A 15468-nucleotide genomic window follows, 5' to 3' on the forward strand; every position below is an offset into this window, starting at 1 on the left:
TCACCTCCACCCTATTAGACAAGATTGATGGCGAATCGTTCCCTGTAAATTAAAAAGCAGGGCATCAAGCTTCTTCTGCGTTAAGCCACGCTTCCAATTCCAAGATCGTATCCGCATAGCGGGTTATGGAATGAATCGTCGCGATTGCTTGTGAAGTCCCCATGCTTTGTTCCGCTTCGTCCGTGCATTCGATCCATAAGGAACGTTTCAGATTATATTCCAGCCAATCCAACTTCCCCAGAAACCCGCTCGCCAAGATCATGGACCAATTTGCTTGCAATGGTGCCCGCGACTTTCGGTAACCTGCCATAAAAGCGAAAAATTTCTCTTTATCAATCTTCCCCAACTCATTTTCAGACCAGTAGATCGCCGTTTCAAGTAAATCTTGCTTGGGGTTTCGGTAGCCGGCCGATTCCCAGTCAATAAGAGCGGGAGTATGTTGATGCCACATCACATTTTTAGGGTCCAAATCCCCGTGACTGATAACCCATTCAGCGGATAACCGCTTCGTCGATTCAATCGCCGTAACATTCCACTCATTCAGCTTGTCGATGATTTCCAGCAGCAGGTTTGCCCATTCCGACTGACTTTCCTGCCCCTTCTCCAAATAGTGTTGCCAGTTGGTTGGCCGGCTGTCATTTGTCCAATGATTTGCTATTGCCGGCTCTGCAAAATCGATCTTATGCAAATCCGAAAGAATGCCGCCTATTTTTTCGCAATGGACCGTGTCAATTTCACTTGGCCGCAGCACTTCGCCATCGATCCAATCAAAAACGAGGTAATATTGCTCGTCTACTTTATGAATCGAATCCCCGTTGAACACTTTAGCCGGCAGGGCAGGCACATAGCGTGCGGCAACATTGGCAATCCGCTCCGAATCGATAAAGTTTCTCATGGCGGTAGGCCTGCGCATGATCTCGGGGTTCAGCGCTTTGACCGCGTATCTCCCGAGAGTGGTTTGCAGCGCATACATTCGATGCATAAACCCGCCGCTTACCGCTACAGGCCCTTCTACGATCTCGCCGAGCCTTAAATACTCGCATAACTTGCCAAATTGTACGATCTCGCCCAAGTTTGCAGCTCCTTTTATCCGAATCGTTCGGCTCCGGGCAAAATAGGCCATAAAAAATGGCCTATTCCCCCGATTTCGGGGGCTTCATCGAAAATAGCCAGTGAAAACACTGGTTATTTCCGCCAAACAGCCCTAATCACCGCAGATTGACACGAATAGCCAGTGAAATCATTGGCTATTTTGTGGTGACTGCCTATTTTAGACCCAATAGGCCATAAAACATGGCCTATTTCGCTATCCCCTTGCGGTTCCACGTTCAGTTGACAACATTGCCTCAGCGAATTCGACCTGATCGATCATCATCTACCTCTGATAATCCCATCGCGTTAGCCCATTTCCCTTTTAAATCCAGTCTTTCACTATTTCTACGACCTCAATTTTTCCATTTAGCAAAGTTTCGACCAATCGCTCTTTACCGAGTTTATTTGGTCGGTTGCTCCAATAATAATCTGCGTTTCTTTCATTTTCTAGAGCATCTTTGGTTCCATCAAAAACATTGTACGCATCGCCATCAAAAACACTGCCATCCGCCCGCAATTTAACGATCTGATACACGTTTCTGCCGCTAGTTTGGAATGAATTAGCCCACATCTCTGCATCCGATAAAGTTCTTGAAGTGTACAAGCAGGACATTCGGGAAGGAAAACTTGCATATTTCTCCCTTCTGACCTTCTCCAAAGCTAGTTCCCGCCATGTTCTAATAGCCCAATATTCCAAATTCGAATAAATAAATTTCGAAAAGTCATCAGCCGGCGCATCGCCATCCAACATTTTTTTACAGGCCATAACTCGATTGTAAACGCCATTATGATGATCATCGTCATAAATAATCATCTGTCCCAGTTCCATTGGTTTTTCAGTAACTACATGGTACACGTAAGTGTCGGTCATTAAAGTCTACTCCTTGCGCAACAGCATCAACGATACATTTGAACAAACCACATGGTAAACCCATGCTTTTCATAAAACCCAACGATTTTTTGCCACTGCTTGCTTGCAGAATATACAATAGAACGAGTTACGCCATTACCTTCTGCTGTCTGAAGAAGCTTATCCACCAACAAATGACCGATATTTCCGTTCCGATGCTGGGGATGGACGTACACCTCATCAACCTCGAGGTAACGTTCGCCTTTTGCAATGACCGCCAACCCGTCGCTTACGTGGATCTTGCCAGTGATATACCCAACTATGTCCGAACCGACCTCTGCCACCCAAAAATATTCTCCGATATAACTCTGCAAGAGTTCCTCGGTGTTCGCTCCCAACCCGTAGGTAATACATTCAGCGACCCATAGCTCGGATAACTCAACCACTTTACGGAGGTCAACTTCTCTCGCTTTTCTCACATTGATCATAAGAATATTCCTTCATCCTTTGGCGGATTTGCTCTGATTTCCGTTACCAGCCGTTGCTTCTCCTGCTCGGATATTCCGTCAGCGCCAAGCTTTCGTGCTGCAATAGGAACCATCCATACTCACTGATTTTCTTTGGTTGAGACAATGTCCAACAGATTTTGCACACAAGCGATACCTCGCACTTGCTCAACCAGTGTATTGTCAATGTATCGAAGCGATTGAAGAGCAATTTCTTTAGCTTGCGCAACATTATGTTTATCAAGCTCCGATACCACTTCGCGAACGATATTCAAGGAATACACTGCTCTTTGAACAATTCGGATAATAAGCACTTTGCGAATATCGGAAGAGCTATACATACGGAAACCGCTCTCTTGTTGACGCTCGGGCTTGAGTAACCCCTCCTTCTCCCAATGCCGAATCGCAGAAGCAGATACTTTCGCTTCTTCCGCTACCTCGCCAATCGTAAACGAGTTTTTATTGCGGTACTTCGGCAGGTCGTTCAGTTCTTTCAAATCAAGCATGTCAACTGTTCGTTGTACGGTTTCCTTTTCTGCATGCAAGTTTACTTGTGCCTTGTTAATTAGCCATAAGGCTTCAAGATGCTCGCCGCGAATGATGCGCGGCATCACCTCTCGAATCAAATCCATTCCAAAACCGGCATACATCGCTCGTATGCATTGGAAATACGCCTCATGTTCCTTTGTATAAACGCGATAGCCATTTGCCGCTCTGCCGACATGAGGAACAATTCCCCAAGCTTCATAATGCCTCAATGCGCTCGTGCTTATAGTTAATTTTTTGGCGATCTCAATCCCTTTCATCTCGCCCCCCTGGTTTAAGCCTATCATTTATCATTAAAGTATATGACGAGTTTATATCTCCCAGTCATTCTAACACAATAGTGTATTTCAATTAACCTTATCATTTGCATTAATGTGTTACGCTTGAGGCGTAGCTGAATTCACTTAAAAAGAGGTGGCTAGTAATGGTTAAAATGATACCGATTTTGCCGTGTCCATCCATAAAGGAACAGGTATCCTTTTATGAGAGTTTGGGGTTCGATGCCATTCAAATTTATACCCGACCAAATCCATATGCAGTTGTGGGTTATCGTACACTTGAATTGCACTTTTATGGAACCAAAAAAATAATGCCTAATGAAAATCCCCAGATGTGCTATATCCAAGTTGATGATGTAAACCGGGTGTATGAGGAGTTCACTACCAAATTGAAACGACACCTCGGGAAAATCCCTCGTTCCGGCATACCGCGAATATCGAAATTGAAACATTTAGTAGAAGATCGAAGGTTTTTGATGACAGATGTGGGTGGAAACACGTTTTACATTGGAACACCGAATGCCGATCCTGCTTTTTACAGAACCATCGAAAGCGTGGAGTATGCAAAACATTTCGAGACACTCTACGATTTACTCCATTCAAAAGAGGACAGCAAGTCAGCGTTCACTATGTTGGAAAAATTCTTTCATGCAGATGATTTGAATTCGATAAAAGTAGGAGATCTGGATCTGGCAAAAATATTGCTGGTTGCATTGGATATTCATTTACAACGGGATCAAGCAGTGAACCCAATCATTAACGATAAACTGCAAAAGTTGGTTAGCATTTACAACACGGAAAGCCCCGATTGGCATAAAATCGCGAAACAGTATCACGAAATTATTGGCGGTGAATAGTAAACTGGCGGGGCGATAGGTAATTTTTGAATAGCGAATCCTTTGGTATGGGAGTTACGCTATCCTTGATTTCCAGAATTTATGTATTCGTTAATCCCTCGGGGATATTTCCGTTAATATGGTATCATTCATGGGCAACGATCTCCCTTAACTACACTTAGGAGGACTTTTGGAGCAAGAAACCCGGGAAGACAGGGCTTGAGCGGCAATTTGGTTTGAGCCGGGGCAAGTCATCCATCTGTGGCTGGGTCAAGCCGAACGGCTGGGCTTCCCCAATATCAAAAAATATGTACAATGTATTTCCATCGCACATAAATTGCTTTACAATGTAAATAATATCGATAAAGGGGTGATGAGGGATGGCGCAAACCAATATCAATATTCGGATGGATGAAGAACTTAAAAAAGAAGCGGAATCTCTTTTTGCGGATTTAGGGCTAAACATGACGACGGCGGTAAATATCTTTGTTCGGCAGTCGGTACGACAAGGTGGAATTCCTTTTGAAATCACAACTCAAACCGATGCCTTTTATAACCCGTACAACCTCAAAAGGATAAAGCAATCGATTCAACAAATGGAGCAGGGAAAAATGATTGCCAAAACAATGAACGACTTAGTGCAAATGGCTGATGAGTAATCTTTTTTTTACAAGCATTTCCTGGGAAGACTACGTATATTGGCAAACCGAGGATAGAAAAACATTGAGAAGGATCAATCAACTCAATTAATGACATTGTGCGCAACGGCTATGAGCGGATTGGAAAGCCGGAGCCGCTGCGAGGGGATCTCACGGGATATTGGAGCCGCCGCATAGATGATACAAACCGCCTAGTTTACCGCCTTCATAATGGAATGATTGAATTTTATGCTTTTCGAACGCATTATGGCGATGAACGCATTATGGCGTAAATGAAACAAAGTGTTCTCAAGGTGTTCAAGCTCCTGCTACGCACAAAAGGTTACTGCACGCCTGTCTGTGGATGGCCGTAAGTATACTCAGTATGCCGTTCAATAACAACCTGCCCACCGGAAACCTGCCACGACCCCAAACCCGCGTCCGATGCGACTTCTTGGCTTTTACCGGAAACGATATATGAGCATTATGGGCTAAATGTGTCGCAACTTAAACCACAACCAGGAGGCTGGTCCTCACTTGCCTACAAGATGATTGCGGACAACCACTCATACTTTTTAAAAATTTACGAGAAAAACAGAGAATCCACCCCGAAATGGACTGCCTTGATAAACGAATATGCTCCCATCCCGATCTGGCTCCATCATTATAGCAGGTTAAATAGAAAAATCCCTGTTCCCCTTACGACAAGGGATGGCGATTACCAATGCACTAACTCTGATCGCATTTTTCTGCTCTATGATTACATTGACGGAGAAACAATTGGGCCTCGAGATTTAACAGAAAATCAGGTGGTACAACTATCGGAGGGTCGGTTGACATTCTGGAAATATCCATTATATAATTAGGATGCTAGTAATATCGACACGATCTCAGAATGGAGTCATACCGCATGTCTCAATCCATCCTTTACTTGAAAAGAACCTATATTATTATGCGCAAAGAGCTTGACGTGCGGTTAAGCGCATTCAATCTGACGACTTCGCAATTCGAGATCTTGGGCTATTTGGCTCAATCCGGGGGATTGGAGCAGCAGAAGCTCCAGCATCATAGTGGAATTACATCCGCGACTTTGACCGGAATATTAGATAAGCTGGAGGCTCGGGGATACATCTCCCGCAAGCCTAGCCATACGGACGGAAGGGCTAACGTTGTGACGCTCACGCAGCAGGGCAACGAGGTGTTCGGAAAGCTGGTCGGTCTTATTCTGGAATTCGAGAACGAGATGCTTAAAGGGTTCACGCAAGCCGAGAGAGATTTGCTGGGACAATGGCTGCAACGAGTGGCCAAGAATCTAGGGGATAAGGAATATTATTAAGAAGGGCTTTTCGCCTACGCCTATATCTAGGATCCTAACGATTAAAGAGGGGGTGAGTGCGATGGTGCGTTTATAAGAATGAAGATGAATAACGTTTGTTTTATAGCTAGCATCCTAATTAATACTGGGAGGCATTATGCGAATCGTAGTTACTGGAGGAACAAGCGGAATCGGTTACGGGACGGCGCGCTTTGCCGCGGAACGCGGTTGGGAGGTAACGATCGTCGGGCGTAATCGAACCCAAGGCGAGAAGATTGCCGCCGAGCTGGGGGCGGACTACCTCTATGCAGATCTGTCCAAGATGTCGGATGTACTTCGATTAGCGGAACAGCTAGAAGGACCGATTAATGCGTTGGCGCTGTGTGCGGGAGTAATATATACCGACAAAGAGGCACGGCTGACCAATGAAGGGTTGGAGACGACTTTCGCAACCAACTATTTGAGTAAATTCGCGTTATCGGAGATCCTTCTTCAGCAGAACAAGATCGTACCTGACGGATGCATCGTTATGGTAGGAGGTAATGGCGTCCACAAGAATGCTTCGACCTCTTGGGCTGAACCACAAGCCGGTCTATCATCCGCGATGAAGGCAGCGCTTGCGGTCGATCTCTATGCTTCCGAGCTCGCCAATCGATATCCGCAGTTGCGCGTGCACACCTGCTATCCGGGAATCGTTCGAACGAATTTGTTCCAAGAGGCATCGTTGCTGTTCCGATTGTTGTCTCGAATGTTCGGCCAGCCGATAGCTAAAGGCAGCGCTTATCTGGGGCGGCTGATCTTGGAGAAGCATTCGGGGGTGCATTGGAAGCAGGATCGCCCAATGCGTTTCCGCGTTCCTTTGCCCGTAGGCCATGAATCTGAGGCGCTATGGGCATATAGTCGACAATATATTTGACCACATAACAAAGGGGAGTTAAGCATGCGTTATAAAGCAGGGTGGCTGGTGCAAAATCATATTTTGGCTTTGACGCATTTTGAACCGGTGGTAACGATGGAGGATTTCCGGGATATCGCTGCGGATGCGCACATGGCTTTGCAAGAGGCGACGCAGCCACTTCACCTTCTGATCGATAATCGGATTATCGCTGAAAGGACGGTCGCCACTCTGGACTCGATGTTGAACGCTCTGCCTATCCTCCAACATGCGCACCTGCGATGGATTGTTGTCGTGCTGCCCGAAACCGTCAAAGAGACTGCAGCAGCTAGACAAGTCGAACGACATGGATCGATTCAATTAAAATTTACGGACAGTCTGGCTTCCGCATTCCAGCATCTTGCCCGTGAAGATGACCGTTTAGACGGGGCGGCCGGCATGGAATCTAGCTGGAGCGATTGGATCTCGTACGCGGACAATCCGGTAGCGACGGGGGAAGAGTAAAAGCCGAGAGGCCGTGTCGGACGCGGGTTTGGGGGCTGTGACAGGTCACTCGCTTCTAACCTGTCACAGCCCTAAGCCCGCATCAAACGCGGGTTCTCAGCTCTTACTCTTCGCCCGTAGCGATCTGGTTGTCCGCATAGCTAATCCAATCGCTCCAACTCCCCGCATACAGCTTGACGGAGTTGAAACCCGCCTCGGTCAACGCCAGAACGTTCGAGCAAGCCGTCACGCCGGAGCCGCAGTACACGATGAACTCCTCGGCTCCTTCAGCGTATACTGCGAACCGCTCGCGCAGCTGGTCGGCGGATTTCCAGGTGCCGTCGGCAGCGATGTTATCTTTCCAGAACAAATTCACCGCACCCGGAATGTGTCCGGCGACCGCATCGATGGGCTCCGTTTCGCCGCGATAGCGCGGCGCTTCCCGCGAATCGATCAGGACGACGCCTTGCTGATGCAGCTTCGCTTGCACTTGCGCAACGTCTGCGACCAGATCCGGCCGCAGCCGCGGTTCAAAATAAGCGGGCACTACGACCTTGCGATCGGCGGTAACCGGGAATCCGGCTTCTTGCCACGACTGGAATCCTTCGTCCAACACAAATACCGCTTCGTGCCCCAAATAACGCAGCATCCACCAAAACCGCGCAGCCATCGCTCCGCCTTGATCGTCATACGCGACAACTCGCGAGTCGTTGCCGATGCCCGCCTTGCGCACCGTTTGGACGAATGCATCGCGATCCGGTAGCGGTTGCCGTCCACCGAATGGACCAACCGGCCCGGATAGATCCCGCTCCAGGTCCAAGTAGACCGCACCCGGTATATGCGCCTCCAGATACGCCTCATATCCGGCTTCCCGCTCGCCAAGCTGAAACCGGCAATCGACGATGACGATATCCGGTTCAAACATTCGTGCAAGCAGCCATCTTTTCGAAACGATTGCTCCCATGTTCCATTACCTCGCTTCAGTCTGAAGGTTCTCCCTTGACCATATCATCTCGTTTTTCAATCATCACTTGAAAAAATTTCAGGGTGGCCTGGATTTCTGACTCCGACAATGAATTTAAAACCGTTATAAATCTTTCCTCTATCAATTTATGCATGGTGACATGCAATTCAAAAATCTTTTTGCCCTTGGGAGAGAGGGTAAAATAGACCTCTTTTTTATTATCAATCATCTGGCTTCGCTTGATAAAACCCTGTTGAAGTAGCTTATGGCTAATTTTTGAAATGCTGGCTTTGGATAAATTCATTTTTTCAGCGATCGACGTATTGTTAATCGGTTCATTGTTACCAATGCAGTCGATCACATGTACGCTTGTCAGATTGCTCGGAATGGCTGTTATGCCATGCAACTGCGCCAAGTCAGTAAACTCGCTGCTTTCTGCTGTAAACATTTGCTCGGTTAGATGGGCAAAGTGAAGGAAACGTTCGTACAACGTTCGCTTTAACCCCTCGGACATGATGATAACATCCCCTTTATATATTGTTCATCAGTAAATTATTTTATCATGCCCTTCCATAGGGATCAACCTTTAAATACCCGGTTTAAAAAGAAGTTGACAGCCACTACAATTGTATATTATAGTTTCAACGTTAACAATAATGCACGATGTGATCCGCATTACTCTTTTTAAGGCCAAAGCCTGTTTATTCTGCCACGGGAGGTAGGACTGTGAATTTTGCCAAAACGATAGCAGAACGCCGAACCATTCGCAAGTTTAAAGACGAGACCGTTCCATTCGAATTGTTGAATACCTTACTCAAGCAAGCTTCGAGCTTGTGGAAATCGGAGGAGCAGTCGCATTGGCGTTGCGTTTATTATGAGTCCGCAGCATCACGCTTGCGACTGGCAGAGAGTATGTTTGCCAAAGTAACAGGCAGCCAGCTTGGTAAATTTATTCCGTCAAAGCTAACGGACTTTCTTACAAAATCCGTTCTGAGCACGCCGGTTCACCTGGTTTTTATTGCGGAATCTGCAGCCAATCGGCGACAGTGTGACGAAAATTATGCCGCCGTCTGCAGCATCATGCAGAACCTTCAATTGCTTGGCTGGGAAAACGGTTTGGGGATGCTCTGGTACACGGATCCCATGCTGAACTATCCGTCATTTTTTAATGAGATCGGCCTGAAGGTTGGGGAAAAGTTTGCCGGCATCTTAAATATCGGCTACTTTGACAGGTCGCCTAAAGCCCGAAAAAGGACACCAGCGGAACAAAACTGGACAGAATTCATGACCGATACCAAACCGCGTATAAATACGAATGACCATTATGTATCTTCTCCAGACATCTTGGAAATAGTAAATATCGCTGTTTGGGCACCAAATGACGGCCTTCGTGAACCATGGCGTTTTATTTATGTAACCGATCCAGAATCAGTAGCCAAACTCCAGCCTTCACCTGCCAATACTTCGCCGTCATTTCTGATCGTAGTGGCAAAAAAAGAAGCTGACCCGCACAAACAGGAAGAAGATTATGCAGCAGTATGCTGCTTGATACAAAACTTTCAATTGTTGGCCAGCTGTAAAGGCTGGTATGTTCGTCGCACCATTCCGGAATGGGTATATGAGCGAAGGCTGCCTATCCCACTTAATTTAGATCCGCAAGAGCGAACGTTAGCTGTGCTGGAAGTTGGGACAGCGGAGCAAATTCCATCTTCGTCCTCCACTCCCTCAACATTAAATGTAATACGCCTTTGAAAAAAATGAAAAACACCGCTCCTTTACTGGTTTGCGAAAACCAATAAATAAGCGGTGTTCGTTACCTTCCCCTTATCCCGTCAGCACTTTCCCCCGTCTCAGCTCACCTTATGCTCGATCCGCAGCTTGTCCGCAACCATCGCGATAAACTCGCTATTCGTGGGTTTCGACTTCGAGATGTTGATCGTATACCCGAACAGATGCGAAATGCTGTCGATGTTGCCGCGCGTCCAAGCGACTTCGATCGCGTGGCGGATGGCGCGTTCGACGCGGCTCGGCGTCGTTTTGTAATGTTCGGCGATCGACGGGTACAGCGTCTTCGTAATCGCGCCAAGTATTTCGATGTTGTTGTAAACCATCGTAATCGCTTCGCGCAAATATTGATATCCTTTGATATGCGCCGGCACGCCGATTTCGTGGATGATGCTCGTAATATTCGCGTCCAGGTTGCGCCCCTTCGACAGCGGCACGACATTGGCTTTGTGCGACGATGAGAAAGACGACGAAGCGACCGACTGCGCACCGCCGCCAACCAACTGGCGGATCCGGTTCGTCAGTACTTCCATATCGAACGGCTTTAATATGTAATATGCGGCACCGAGCTGTACGGCTTTCTGCGTGATCGTTTCCTGCCCGAAAGCAGTCAGCATGATGATCTTCGGCTGCGGCGACAGGTTCATCTCGCGGAGGCGCTCCAGCACGCCCAAACCGTCAAGGTGCGGCATGATGATGTCGAGGATCAGAACATCGGGTACACGCTTGCTCTGCTCGATAAAACGCAGCACTTCATTGCCGTTATAAGCTACCCCCATTACTTCCATGTCCGTTTGATCATCGATAAACTCCGATAATAAGCTCGTAAATTCTCGGTTGTCATCGGCAAGCAAGACTTCGATTTTCTGCAATTTCATATCCTCCTTGAACGGGTTGTTGACTTCCTGATGTTTCCTTTTCGACACCCCCTATTCGAATTCCTCCTGTCGAAAATTATTTTTCTTTATTTTTTTTTGGTTTTGTTTTATAATGAATAATTTGCCTTATGTTTCAACAATTTTCGACAAAAGCATCAAGGACTACAGTTATACACAATCCCCCAATACGAAAAGAACCGAAGGCTAACTCGCCTTCAGCTCTTTCTGCGGCTTGTCCGCCGCTAAAATGCCGGCGTCCTGCAGCATCCACTCGATAAAACAGCCATAGCCGGAGGTGGGGTCATTGACGAATACGTGCGTGACGGCACCAATCAGCTTGCCATTCTGGATAATTGGGCTGCCGCTCATGCCTTGTACGATGCCGCCCGTTTTCTCCAGCAGCCGCGGATCGGTAATTTTGATCACGAGCCCCTTGGTTGCCGGATACTCCTGTTTGGCGATATGCGTAATTTCGATCGTAAACTTCTCGACTTTCTGCCCGCCAATCACCGTGTAAATTTCCGCCGGACCTTCCTTCACTTCTTCTGCAAAAGCGACCGGGATCGCCTGTCCGTCCACGCCGTGCTCCGGCGCTTCGGGCATGCGTCCGAATATGCCGAACGGGGTGTTCTTTTCAATATTGCCCAGCACGCCTTTGTTGAACTGCGCCCGCTTCTCGCCGGGTTCGCCGTTTTGGCTTTTGGAAATGGAAGTAACATTGGAATGAACGATTTCGCCGCTGCCGACAACGATCGGCGTTTGGGTGTCCATATCGGTAATGATATGACCGAGGGCGCCGTACATGCCTTGCTCGGGGGCGTAGAACGTCAACGTACCGACGCCGGCAGCCGAGTCGCGAATGTACAGCCCGAGGCGATACATCTTGTCCGTCTTGTCGTAAGCAGGCCTCAGCTGCAGCTTCAGCTTCTGATCGCCGCGCATAATGGACAATTCCAGCGCTCTTCCCTGTTCGCCCGCCTTGGCCGCAAGCTCGGACACTTTGGATACATCATTCAACGGTTTTCCGTCAATGCTTACAATAAGGTCGCCCACTTGCACCCGCGCCTCTTCGCCGGGCGATGTTTTGCGATCGTCCTGGACGGTGACCATATGATGGCCAACGACGAGAATACCCGCCGATTTCAATTTGACGCCGATCGTTTGCCCGCCGGGAACAACTTTCAAATCGGGCATGACGCTGACTTTTACAGTCTTGTACGGAATTTTGCCGAACAGCTTCACTTTCATTTCCGTCTGTCCCGACTGTTCGCTCTGCAGCGCGATCGGATGCTTCAAGTTGATTTTGAAGGTCGGATCGGCCGAACCGTTCACATGGACAATGTCCGGATCCTTCACCGTCACGCTGGCTCCTACCGGCATGGACAGCTGCAGCAGCTTGCCTTGTCCGGAAAACAGGCGCAATTCGTGCGGGAAAGTGGCAAAACAACGAAACGGCGCGGAGAAACAGGCCAAACAAAGAAAGAAGACGAGCATTAGGCCAATCCATCGTTTGCGGTTCTCGGAGGTCAAGCCATTCACGCTCCCTTAGCTGCTGTGCCCGACGAAAAAGTTCGTCAAAAGCGTACCTTTACGTTACCCCCGCCCGTTTTGTTTTATGACAGTAAATCATGTCACGCTTCGGCCTTATTACGCGGGAAAAGCTTTCTTTTCCTTGGCCAAATCGAGCATTTCCTCCGCATGGCGCCGCGTGGTGCCGGTTACTTCGACGCCCCCCAGCATCCGCGCCAACTCGGCGATACGTTCCGCTTCGTCCAGATCCTCGACCCGCGTAAACGTACGACCGTCCTCAACTTGCTTGCGGATGGCGTAATGCGTGTCCGCCATGCAGGCCACCTGAGGCAAATGGGTGATCGAAAACACCTGGCACGATGCGGACAACCGCGACAGCTTCTCGGCGATCGCTTGTGCGGCGCGGCCGCTGACTCCCGTATCGACTTCGTCGAATACGAGCACCGGAATCCGGTCCACCTTGGCGAAGATCGCCTTCATCGCCAGCATGATGCGCGACAGTTCGCCGCCGGAGGCGATTTTCGCCAACGGACGAAGCGGTTCGCCCGGGTTCGGCGAAATCAGAAACTCCACCTGGTCGCAGCCGTTCTTCGTCAGTTTGGCCGGTACGCCGCCGATTTCCGGTCCGCGGCTGTCGACGATCGTATCGACCTGCACGACCAGCCTTGTCCGCTCCATGTGCAAATCGCGCAGCTCGCGTTCAATTGAAGCGCCCAGTTCGGCGGCGCATTCGCGGCGAAGCGCGGACAGCTTGGCCGCCGCCGCGGCAAGAAGCTCGCGTTCGACAGCCGCTTCCTGTTCGAGTTGCTTCAATAAATCGTCCTTGTTGTCGATCAACGCAAGCTCCTGCTCGATCGTTTGCAAGTACGCCAAAATATCGGCTACCGTCTCCCCGTATTTGCGGCGGAAGCCGGCCAACACGTCAAGCCGCCGTTCGATCGCATCGAGGCGTGCCGGATTAAATTCGATCTGCTCCTGGTAATCGCGCAGTTGAAACGCCGCGTCCTCCAGCTGGTAAAAAGCCGACTGCATCTGCTCGGCAAGCGGCTGCAGCACGCCCGGGTCGTAATTCGCCACATCGCGAAGGCGCTGCGTCGCCTTATTGATCGAGTCGAGCCCCTTGCCGCCGTCGAACAAGGCACGATAAGCGCCGTCCACGTTTCCGGCCAGTTTTTCCGCATTGGCTAGTTTGCGCCGTTCTTCCAGAAGCGATTCATCTTCGTTCGGCTTTAATTTCGCCGCGGCGATTTCGTCCGCCTGGAAGCGGTACAAGTCGACTTTCTGCAGCGCTTGTTTGCTCGTCTCCTGCAGCTCCTGCAGCCGCTTCTGCACGGCGGAATACCGCTCGAACACGCCGTCGTATTCGCGCCTTGCTTCGGCAATACGCACGCCGCCGTACAGGTCGAGCCAATGCAGATGCTCTTCGGGTCGCAGCAGCGACTGGTGCTCATGCTGGCCGTGGATGTTGACGAGCCGCTCGCCAACTTCGCGCAGCATCGTCAAATTGACGATTTGGCCGTTGATGCGGCATGTGCTTTTTCCTTGCGCCGTCATTTCGCGGCGGATGACGAGCTGGTCGCCTTCCGCAGCGGAGATGCCGAGCCCGGCTAGCGTCTCCCCCACAGGATGGCCGACCGGCACATCGAACAGTGCCTCGATTTCCGCCTTGTCGCAGCCGTGGCGCACCAACTCCGACGAACCTCTGCCCCCGATCACAAGACCGAGCGCGTCGATAATAATCGACTTGCCCGCTCCGGTTTCCCCGGTCAACACGTGAAAGCCGCTGCGCATCGACAAGCGCACCGACTCGATGACCGCCAAGTGGCGGATTGCCAATTCAACCAACATGAATGTTCCCCCCATTCATTCGCTGCTGTGCGATAAAGTTCATGACTTAAGCGATCATCGCCATAATTTGTTCCACGACCTGCTCGCTGTTCTGCTTGGTACGGCAAATAATCAGGATCGTATCGTCGCCGCAAATGGTACCCATCACTTCCGGCCATTCCAGATTGTCGATCAGCGCGCCGATCGCGTTCGCCGTGCCGGGCATACATTTCATCACGATCAAATTGTCCGTGTAATCGATGCTGATAAAATGGTCGCTGAGCGCCCGCTTCAGCCGGTGCACCGGATTGAACCGTTGCTCCGCGGGCAAGGCGTATTTGTAGCGCCCGTCCGCTAGCGGCGTCTTGATCAGATGAAGCTCTTTAATATCGCGCGACACGGTCGCCTGGGTCACATGAAAACCGGCGCTGCGCAGCGCGTCAACCAGCTCGTCCTGTGTTTCGATTTCGCCGGCGGTCAGTATTTCCCTGATTTTGATATGGCGTTGCCCTTTCATCGAATCGACACCTCACCTTGAATGTGAAACCGGTACGTATGGATCGTCCGCAACAGCGGATCGACATAAACGATGCCGGCTGCGTCCGGATACAGCAAATGATAGACGAGCAGGTGGTCGCGCACGCCGCTGCCCGTCATGTCGAGCGGCTTGCGTTCGCGCGCCACTTTGACGACGTACACGCCGTCCTCCCGGGAGGCAAAATGGTCGACGAACAACCGGCTCTGCAGCTCGTCTTCCTCGTTAACGGTGATGCGAATCGACACTTTGCGCTTCTGCGTCAGCACCTCGAAGCCCGACTCCTCCAGCAACGCCACCGCGTCGGTGACGACGATTTCGCTGTCGGGACGCACGCTGAGCCGAAGCGTCGGAGGCTTGAGCAGCCATTTGCGCACGTAATAGCCGCCCCAAAATACGCTTGCCACAATAAGCAGAACCATGACCAAATTGTCGCCGTACTGCATATCCGCATCACCCCGGGTATAACTTCGCGCCGGAGGCAAAAAAATCCTTTTTACGGGGATAGAT

The 15468-nt window shown here is 49.8% G+C and carries 19 protein-coding genes; 8 read left to right on the plus strand and 11 right to left on the minus strand.

The window, feature by feature from the left end:
* Nucleotides 1-64: 64 nt before the first annotated feature.
* From EXY20_RS13595 to EXY20_RS13610, 4 genes are all read right to left on the minus strand, one after another.
* A complete protein-coding gene (locus tag EXY20_RS13595) occupies nt 65-1072 on the minus strand; it encodes an aminoglycoside phosphotransferase family protein (RefSeq protein WP_235885834.1) in 1008 nt (335 codons plus the stop codon).
* A gap of 342 nt (nt 1073-1414) precedes the next feature.
* On the minus strand, nt 1415-1963 hold the full coding sequence (locus tag EXY20_RS13600; RefSeq protein WP_135551850.1) for a DUF2441 domain-containing protein: 549 nt from the start codon (nt 1961-1963) through the stop codon (nt 1415-1417).
* 26 nt (nt 1964-1989) lie between these two features.
* On the minus strand, nt 1990-2430 hold the full coding sequence (locus EXY20_RS13605) for a GNAT family N-acetyltransferase (RefSeq protein WP_135551852.1): 441 nt from the start codon (nt 2428-2430) through the stop codon (nt 1990-1992).
* Between the two features lie 119 nt (nt 2431-2549).
* On the minus strand, nt 2550-3254 hold the full coding sequence (locus EXY20_RS13610; protein WP_135551855.1) for a MerR family transcriptional regulator: 705 nt from the start codon (nt 3252-3254) through the stop codon (nt 2550-2552).
* Between the two features lie 164 nt (nt 3255-3418).
* Between EXY20_RS13610 and EXY20_RS13615 the strand changes: the two genes are divergently transcribed.
* The 7 genes from EXY20_RS13615 to EXY20_RS13640 all read left to right on the plus strand — a co-directional run bounded on the left by EXY20_RS13615 (nt 3419) and on the right by EXY20_RS13640 (nt 7460).
* Complete coding sequence (locus tag EXY20_RS13615; protein WP_135551857.1) at nt 3419-4129, plus strand: VOC family protein; 711 nt, start codon at nt 3419-3421, stop codon at nt 4127-4129.
* A 359-nt stretch (nt 4130-4488) separates the two neighbouring features.
* The gene (locus EXY20_RS13620) at nt 4489-4767 is read left to right on the plus strand and encodes a type II toxin-antitoxin system RelB/DinJ family antitoxin (protein WP_135551859.1); all 279 of its coding nucleotides are present in this window, start codon (nt 4489-4491) and stop codon (nt 4765-4767) included.
* Nucleotides 4760-4858: a type II toxin-antitoxin system YoeB family toxin gene (locus EXY20_RS40790; RefSeq protein ID WP_328592530.1), complete on the plus strand. Its 99-nt coding sequence runs from the start codon at nt 4760-4762 to the stop codon at nt 4856-4858. Before EXY20_RS13620 ends, EXY20_RS40790 begins: the two co-directional genes overlap by 8 nt.
* 7 nt (nt 4859-4865) lie before the next feature.
* On the plus strand, nt 4866-5039 hold the full coding sequence (locus EXY20_RS40795; RefSeq protein ID WP_328592531.1) for a Txe/YoeB family addiction module toxin: 174 nt from the start codon (nt 4866-4868) through the stop codon (nt 5037-5039).
* 617 nt (nt 5040-5656) lie between these two features.
* Nucleotides 5657-6082 carry a MarR family winged helix-turn-helix transcriptional regulator gene (locus EXY20_RS13630; protein ID WP_164821447.1) on the plus strand — a complete coding sequence of 142 codons (426 nt, stop codon included), beginning with the start codon at nt 5657-5659 and terminating at the stop codon, nt 6080-6082.
* Between the two features lie 136 nt (nt 6083-6218).
* Nucleotides 6219-6977 (plus strand): SDR family NAD(P)-dependent oxidoreductase, encoded by a 759-nt coding sequence (locus EXY20_RS13635; RefSeq protein WP_135551863.1) that lies wholly within the window; start codon nt 6219-6221, stop codon nt 6975-6977.
* Between the two features lie 24 nt (nt 6978-7001).
* A complete protein-coding gene (locus EXY20_RS13640) occupies nt 7002-7460 on the plus strand; it encodes a hypothetical protein (protein WP_135551866.1) in 459 nt (152 codons plus the stop codon).
* A 103-nt stretch (nt 7461-7563) separates the two neighbouring features.
* On the opposite strand, the gene EXY20_RS13645 is transcribed toward EXY20_RS13640, so the two are convergent.
* Both EXY20_RS13645 and EXY20_RS13650 read right to left on the minus strand, forming a co-directional pair.
* On the minus strand, nt 7564-8403 hold the full coding sequence (locus tag EXY20_RS13645; protein WP_135551868.1) for a sulfurtransferase: 840 nt from the start codon (nt 8401-8403) through the stop codon (nt 7564-7566).
* Between the two features lie 16 nt (nt 8404-8419).
* Complete coding sequence (locus EXY20_RS13650) at nt 8420-8917, minus strand: MarR family transcriptional regulator (RefSeq protein WP_207671264.1); 498 nt, start codon at nt 8915-8917, stop codon at nt 8420-8422.
* 212 nt (nt 8918-9129) lie between these two features.
* Here EXY20_RS13650 and EXY20_RS13655 point away from each other — a divergent pair, with 212 nt between their 5' ends.
* Entirely contained in the window at nt 9130-10155 is a 1026-nt protein-coding gene (locus tag EXY20_RS13655; RefSeq protein ID WP_135551873.1) for a nitroreductase family protein, read from the plus strand.
* 98 nt (nt 10156-10253) lie between these two features.
* On the opposite strand, the gene spo0A is transcribed toward EXY20_RS13655, so the two are convergent.
* The 5 genes from spo0A to EXY20_RS13680 form a co-directional block, all read right to left on the minus strand.
* On the minus strand, nt 10254-11060 hold the full coding sequence (gene spo0A, locus EXY20_RS13660) for a sporulation transcription factor Spo0A (RefSeq protein WP_135551985.1): 807 nt from the start codon (nt 11058-11060) through the stop codon (nt 10254-10256).
* A gap of 210 nt (nt 11061-11270) precedes the next feature.
* Nucleotides 11271-12596 (minus strand): SpoIVB peptidase, encoded by a 1326-nt coding sequence (gene spoIVB / locus EXY20_RS13665; RefSeq protein WP_207671265.1) that lies wholly within the window; start codon nt 12594-12596, stop codon nt 11271-11273.
* A 117-nt stretch (nt 12597-12713) separates the two neighbouring features.
* Nucleotides 12714-14444, minus strand: coding sequence for a DNA repair protein RecN (gene recN / locus EXY20_RS13670; RefSeq protein WP_135551878.1), 1731 nt, complete (start codon nt 14442-14444; stop codon nt 12714-12716).
* A gap of 46 nt (nt 14445-14490) precedes the next feature.
* Complete coding sequence (ahrC, locus tag EXY20_RS13675; RefSeq protein ID WP_135551880.1) at nt 14491-14940, minus strand: transcriptional regulator AhrC/ArgR; 450 nt, start codon at nt 14938-14940, stop codon at nt 14491-14493.
* Nucleotides 14937-15404 (minus strand): hypothetical protein, encoded by a 468-nt coding sequence (locus tag EXY20_RS13680; protein WP_207671266.1) that lies wholly within the window; start codon nt 15402-15404, stop codon nt 14937-14939. The genes ahrC and EXY20_RS13680 overlap by 4 nt, the downstream gene beginning before the upstream one ends.
* Between the last annotated feature and the right edge of the window lie 64 nt (nt 15405-15468).

It is taken from the genome of Paenibacillus cymbidii, from assembly GCF_004764705.1.
GTDB classification, from domain to species: Bacteria; Bacillota; Bacilli; order Paenibacillales; family NBRC-103111; genus Paenibacillus_AN; species Paenibacillus_AN cymbidii.

What these genes read in the sequence shown, in the direction of transcription:
- EXY20_RS13615 (WP_135551857.1), top strand. Translation starts at nt 3,419, where the DNA reads ATGGTTAAAATGATACCGATTTTGCCGTGTCCATCCATAAAGGAACAG.
- EXY20_RS13635 (WP_135551863.1), top strand. Translation starts at nt 6,219, where the DNA reads ATGCGAATCGTAGTTACTGGAGGAACAAGCGGAATCGGTTACGGGACG.
- EXY20_RS13600 (WP_135551850.1), bottom strand. Translation starts at nt 1,963, where the DNA reads ATGACCGACACTTACGTGTACCATGTAGTTACTGAAAAACCAATGGAA.
- EXY20_RS13650 (WP_207671264.1), bottom strand. Translation starts at nt 8,917, where the DNA reads ATGTCCGAGGGGTTAAAGCGAACGTTGTACGAACGTTTCCTTCACTTT.
- ahrC (WP_135551880.1), bottom strand. Translation starts at nt 14,940, where the DNA reads ATGAAAGGGCAACGCCATATCAAAATCAGGGAAATACTGACCGCCGGC.
- EXY20_RS13620 (WP_135551859.1), top strand. Translation starts at nt 4,489, where the DNA reads ATGGCGCAAACCAATATCAATATTCGGATGGATGAAGAACTTAAAAAA.
- EXY20_RS13645 (WP_135551868.1), bottom strand. Translation starts at nt 8,403, where the DNA reads ATGGGAGCAATCGTTTCGAAAAGATGGCTGCTTGCACGAATGTTTGAA.
- recN (WP_135551878.1), bottom strand. Translation starts at nt 14,444, where the DNA reads ATGTTGGTTGAATTGGCAATCCGCCACTTGGCGGTCATCGAGTCGGTG.
- EXY20_RS13640 (WP_135551866.1), top strand. Translation starts at nt 7,002, where the DNA reads ATGCGTTATAAAGCAGGGTGGCTGGTGCAAAATCATATTTTGGCTTTG.
- EXY20_RS40790 (WP_328592530.1), top strand. Translation starts at nt 4,760, where the DNA reads ATGAGTAATCTTTTTTTTACAAGCATTTCCTGGGAAGACTACGTATAT.
- EXY20_RS13605 (WP_135551852.1), bottom strand. Translation starts at nt 2,430, where the DNA reads ATGATCAATGTGAGAAAAGCGAGAGAAGTTGACCTCCGTAAAGTGGTT.
- EXY20_RS13630 (WP_164821447.1), top strand. Translation starts at nt 5,657, where the DNA reads ATGTCTCAATCCATCCTTTACTTGAAAAGAACCTATATTATTATGCGC.
- EXY20_RS13680 (WP_207671266.1), bottom strand. Translation starts at nt 15,404, where the DNA reads ATGCAGTACGGCGACAATTTGGTCATGGTTCTGCTTATTGTGGCAAGC.
- EXY20_RS13610 (WP_135551855.1), bottom strand. Translation starts at nt 3,254, where the DNA reads ATGAAAGGGATTGAGATCGCCAAAAAATTAACTATAAGCACGAGCGCA.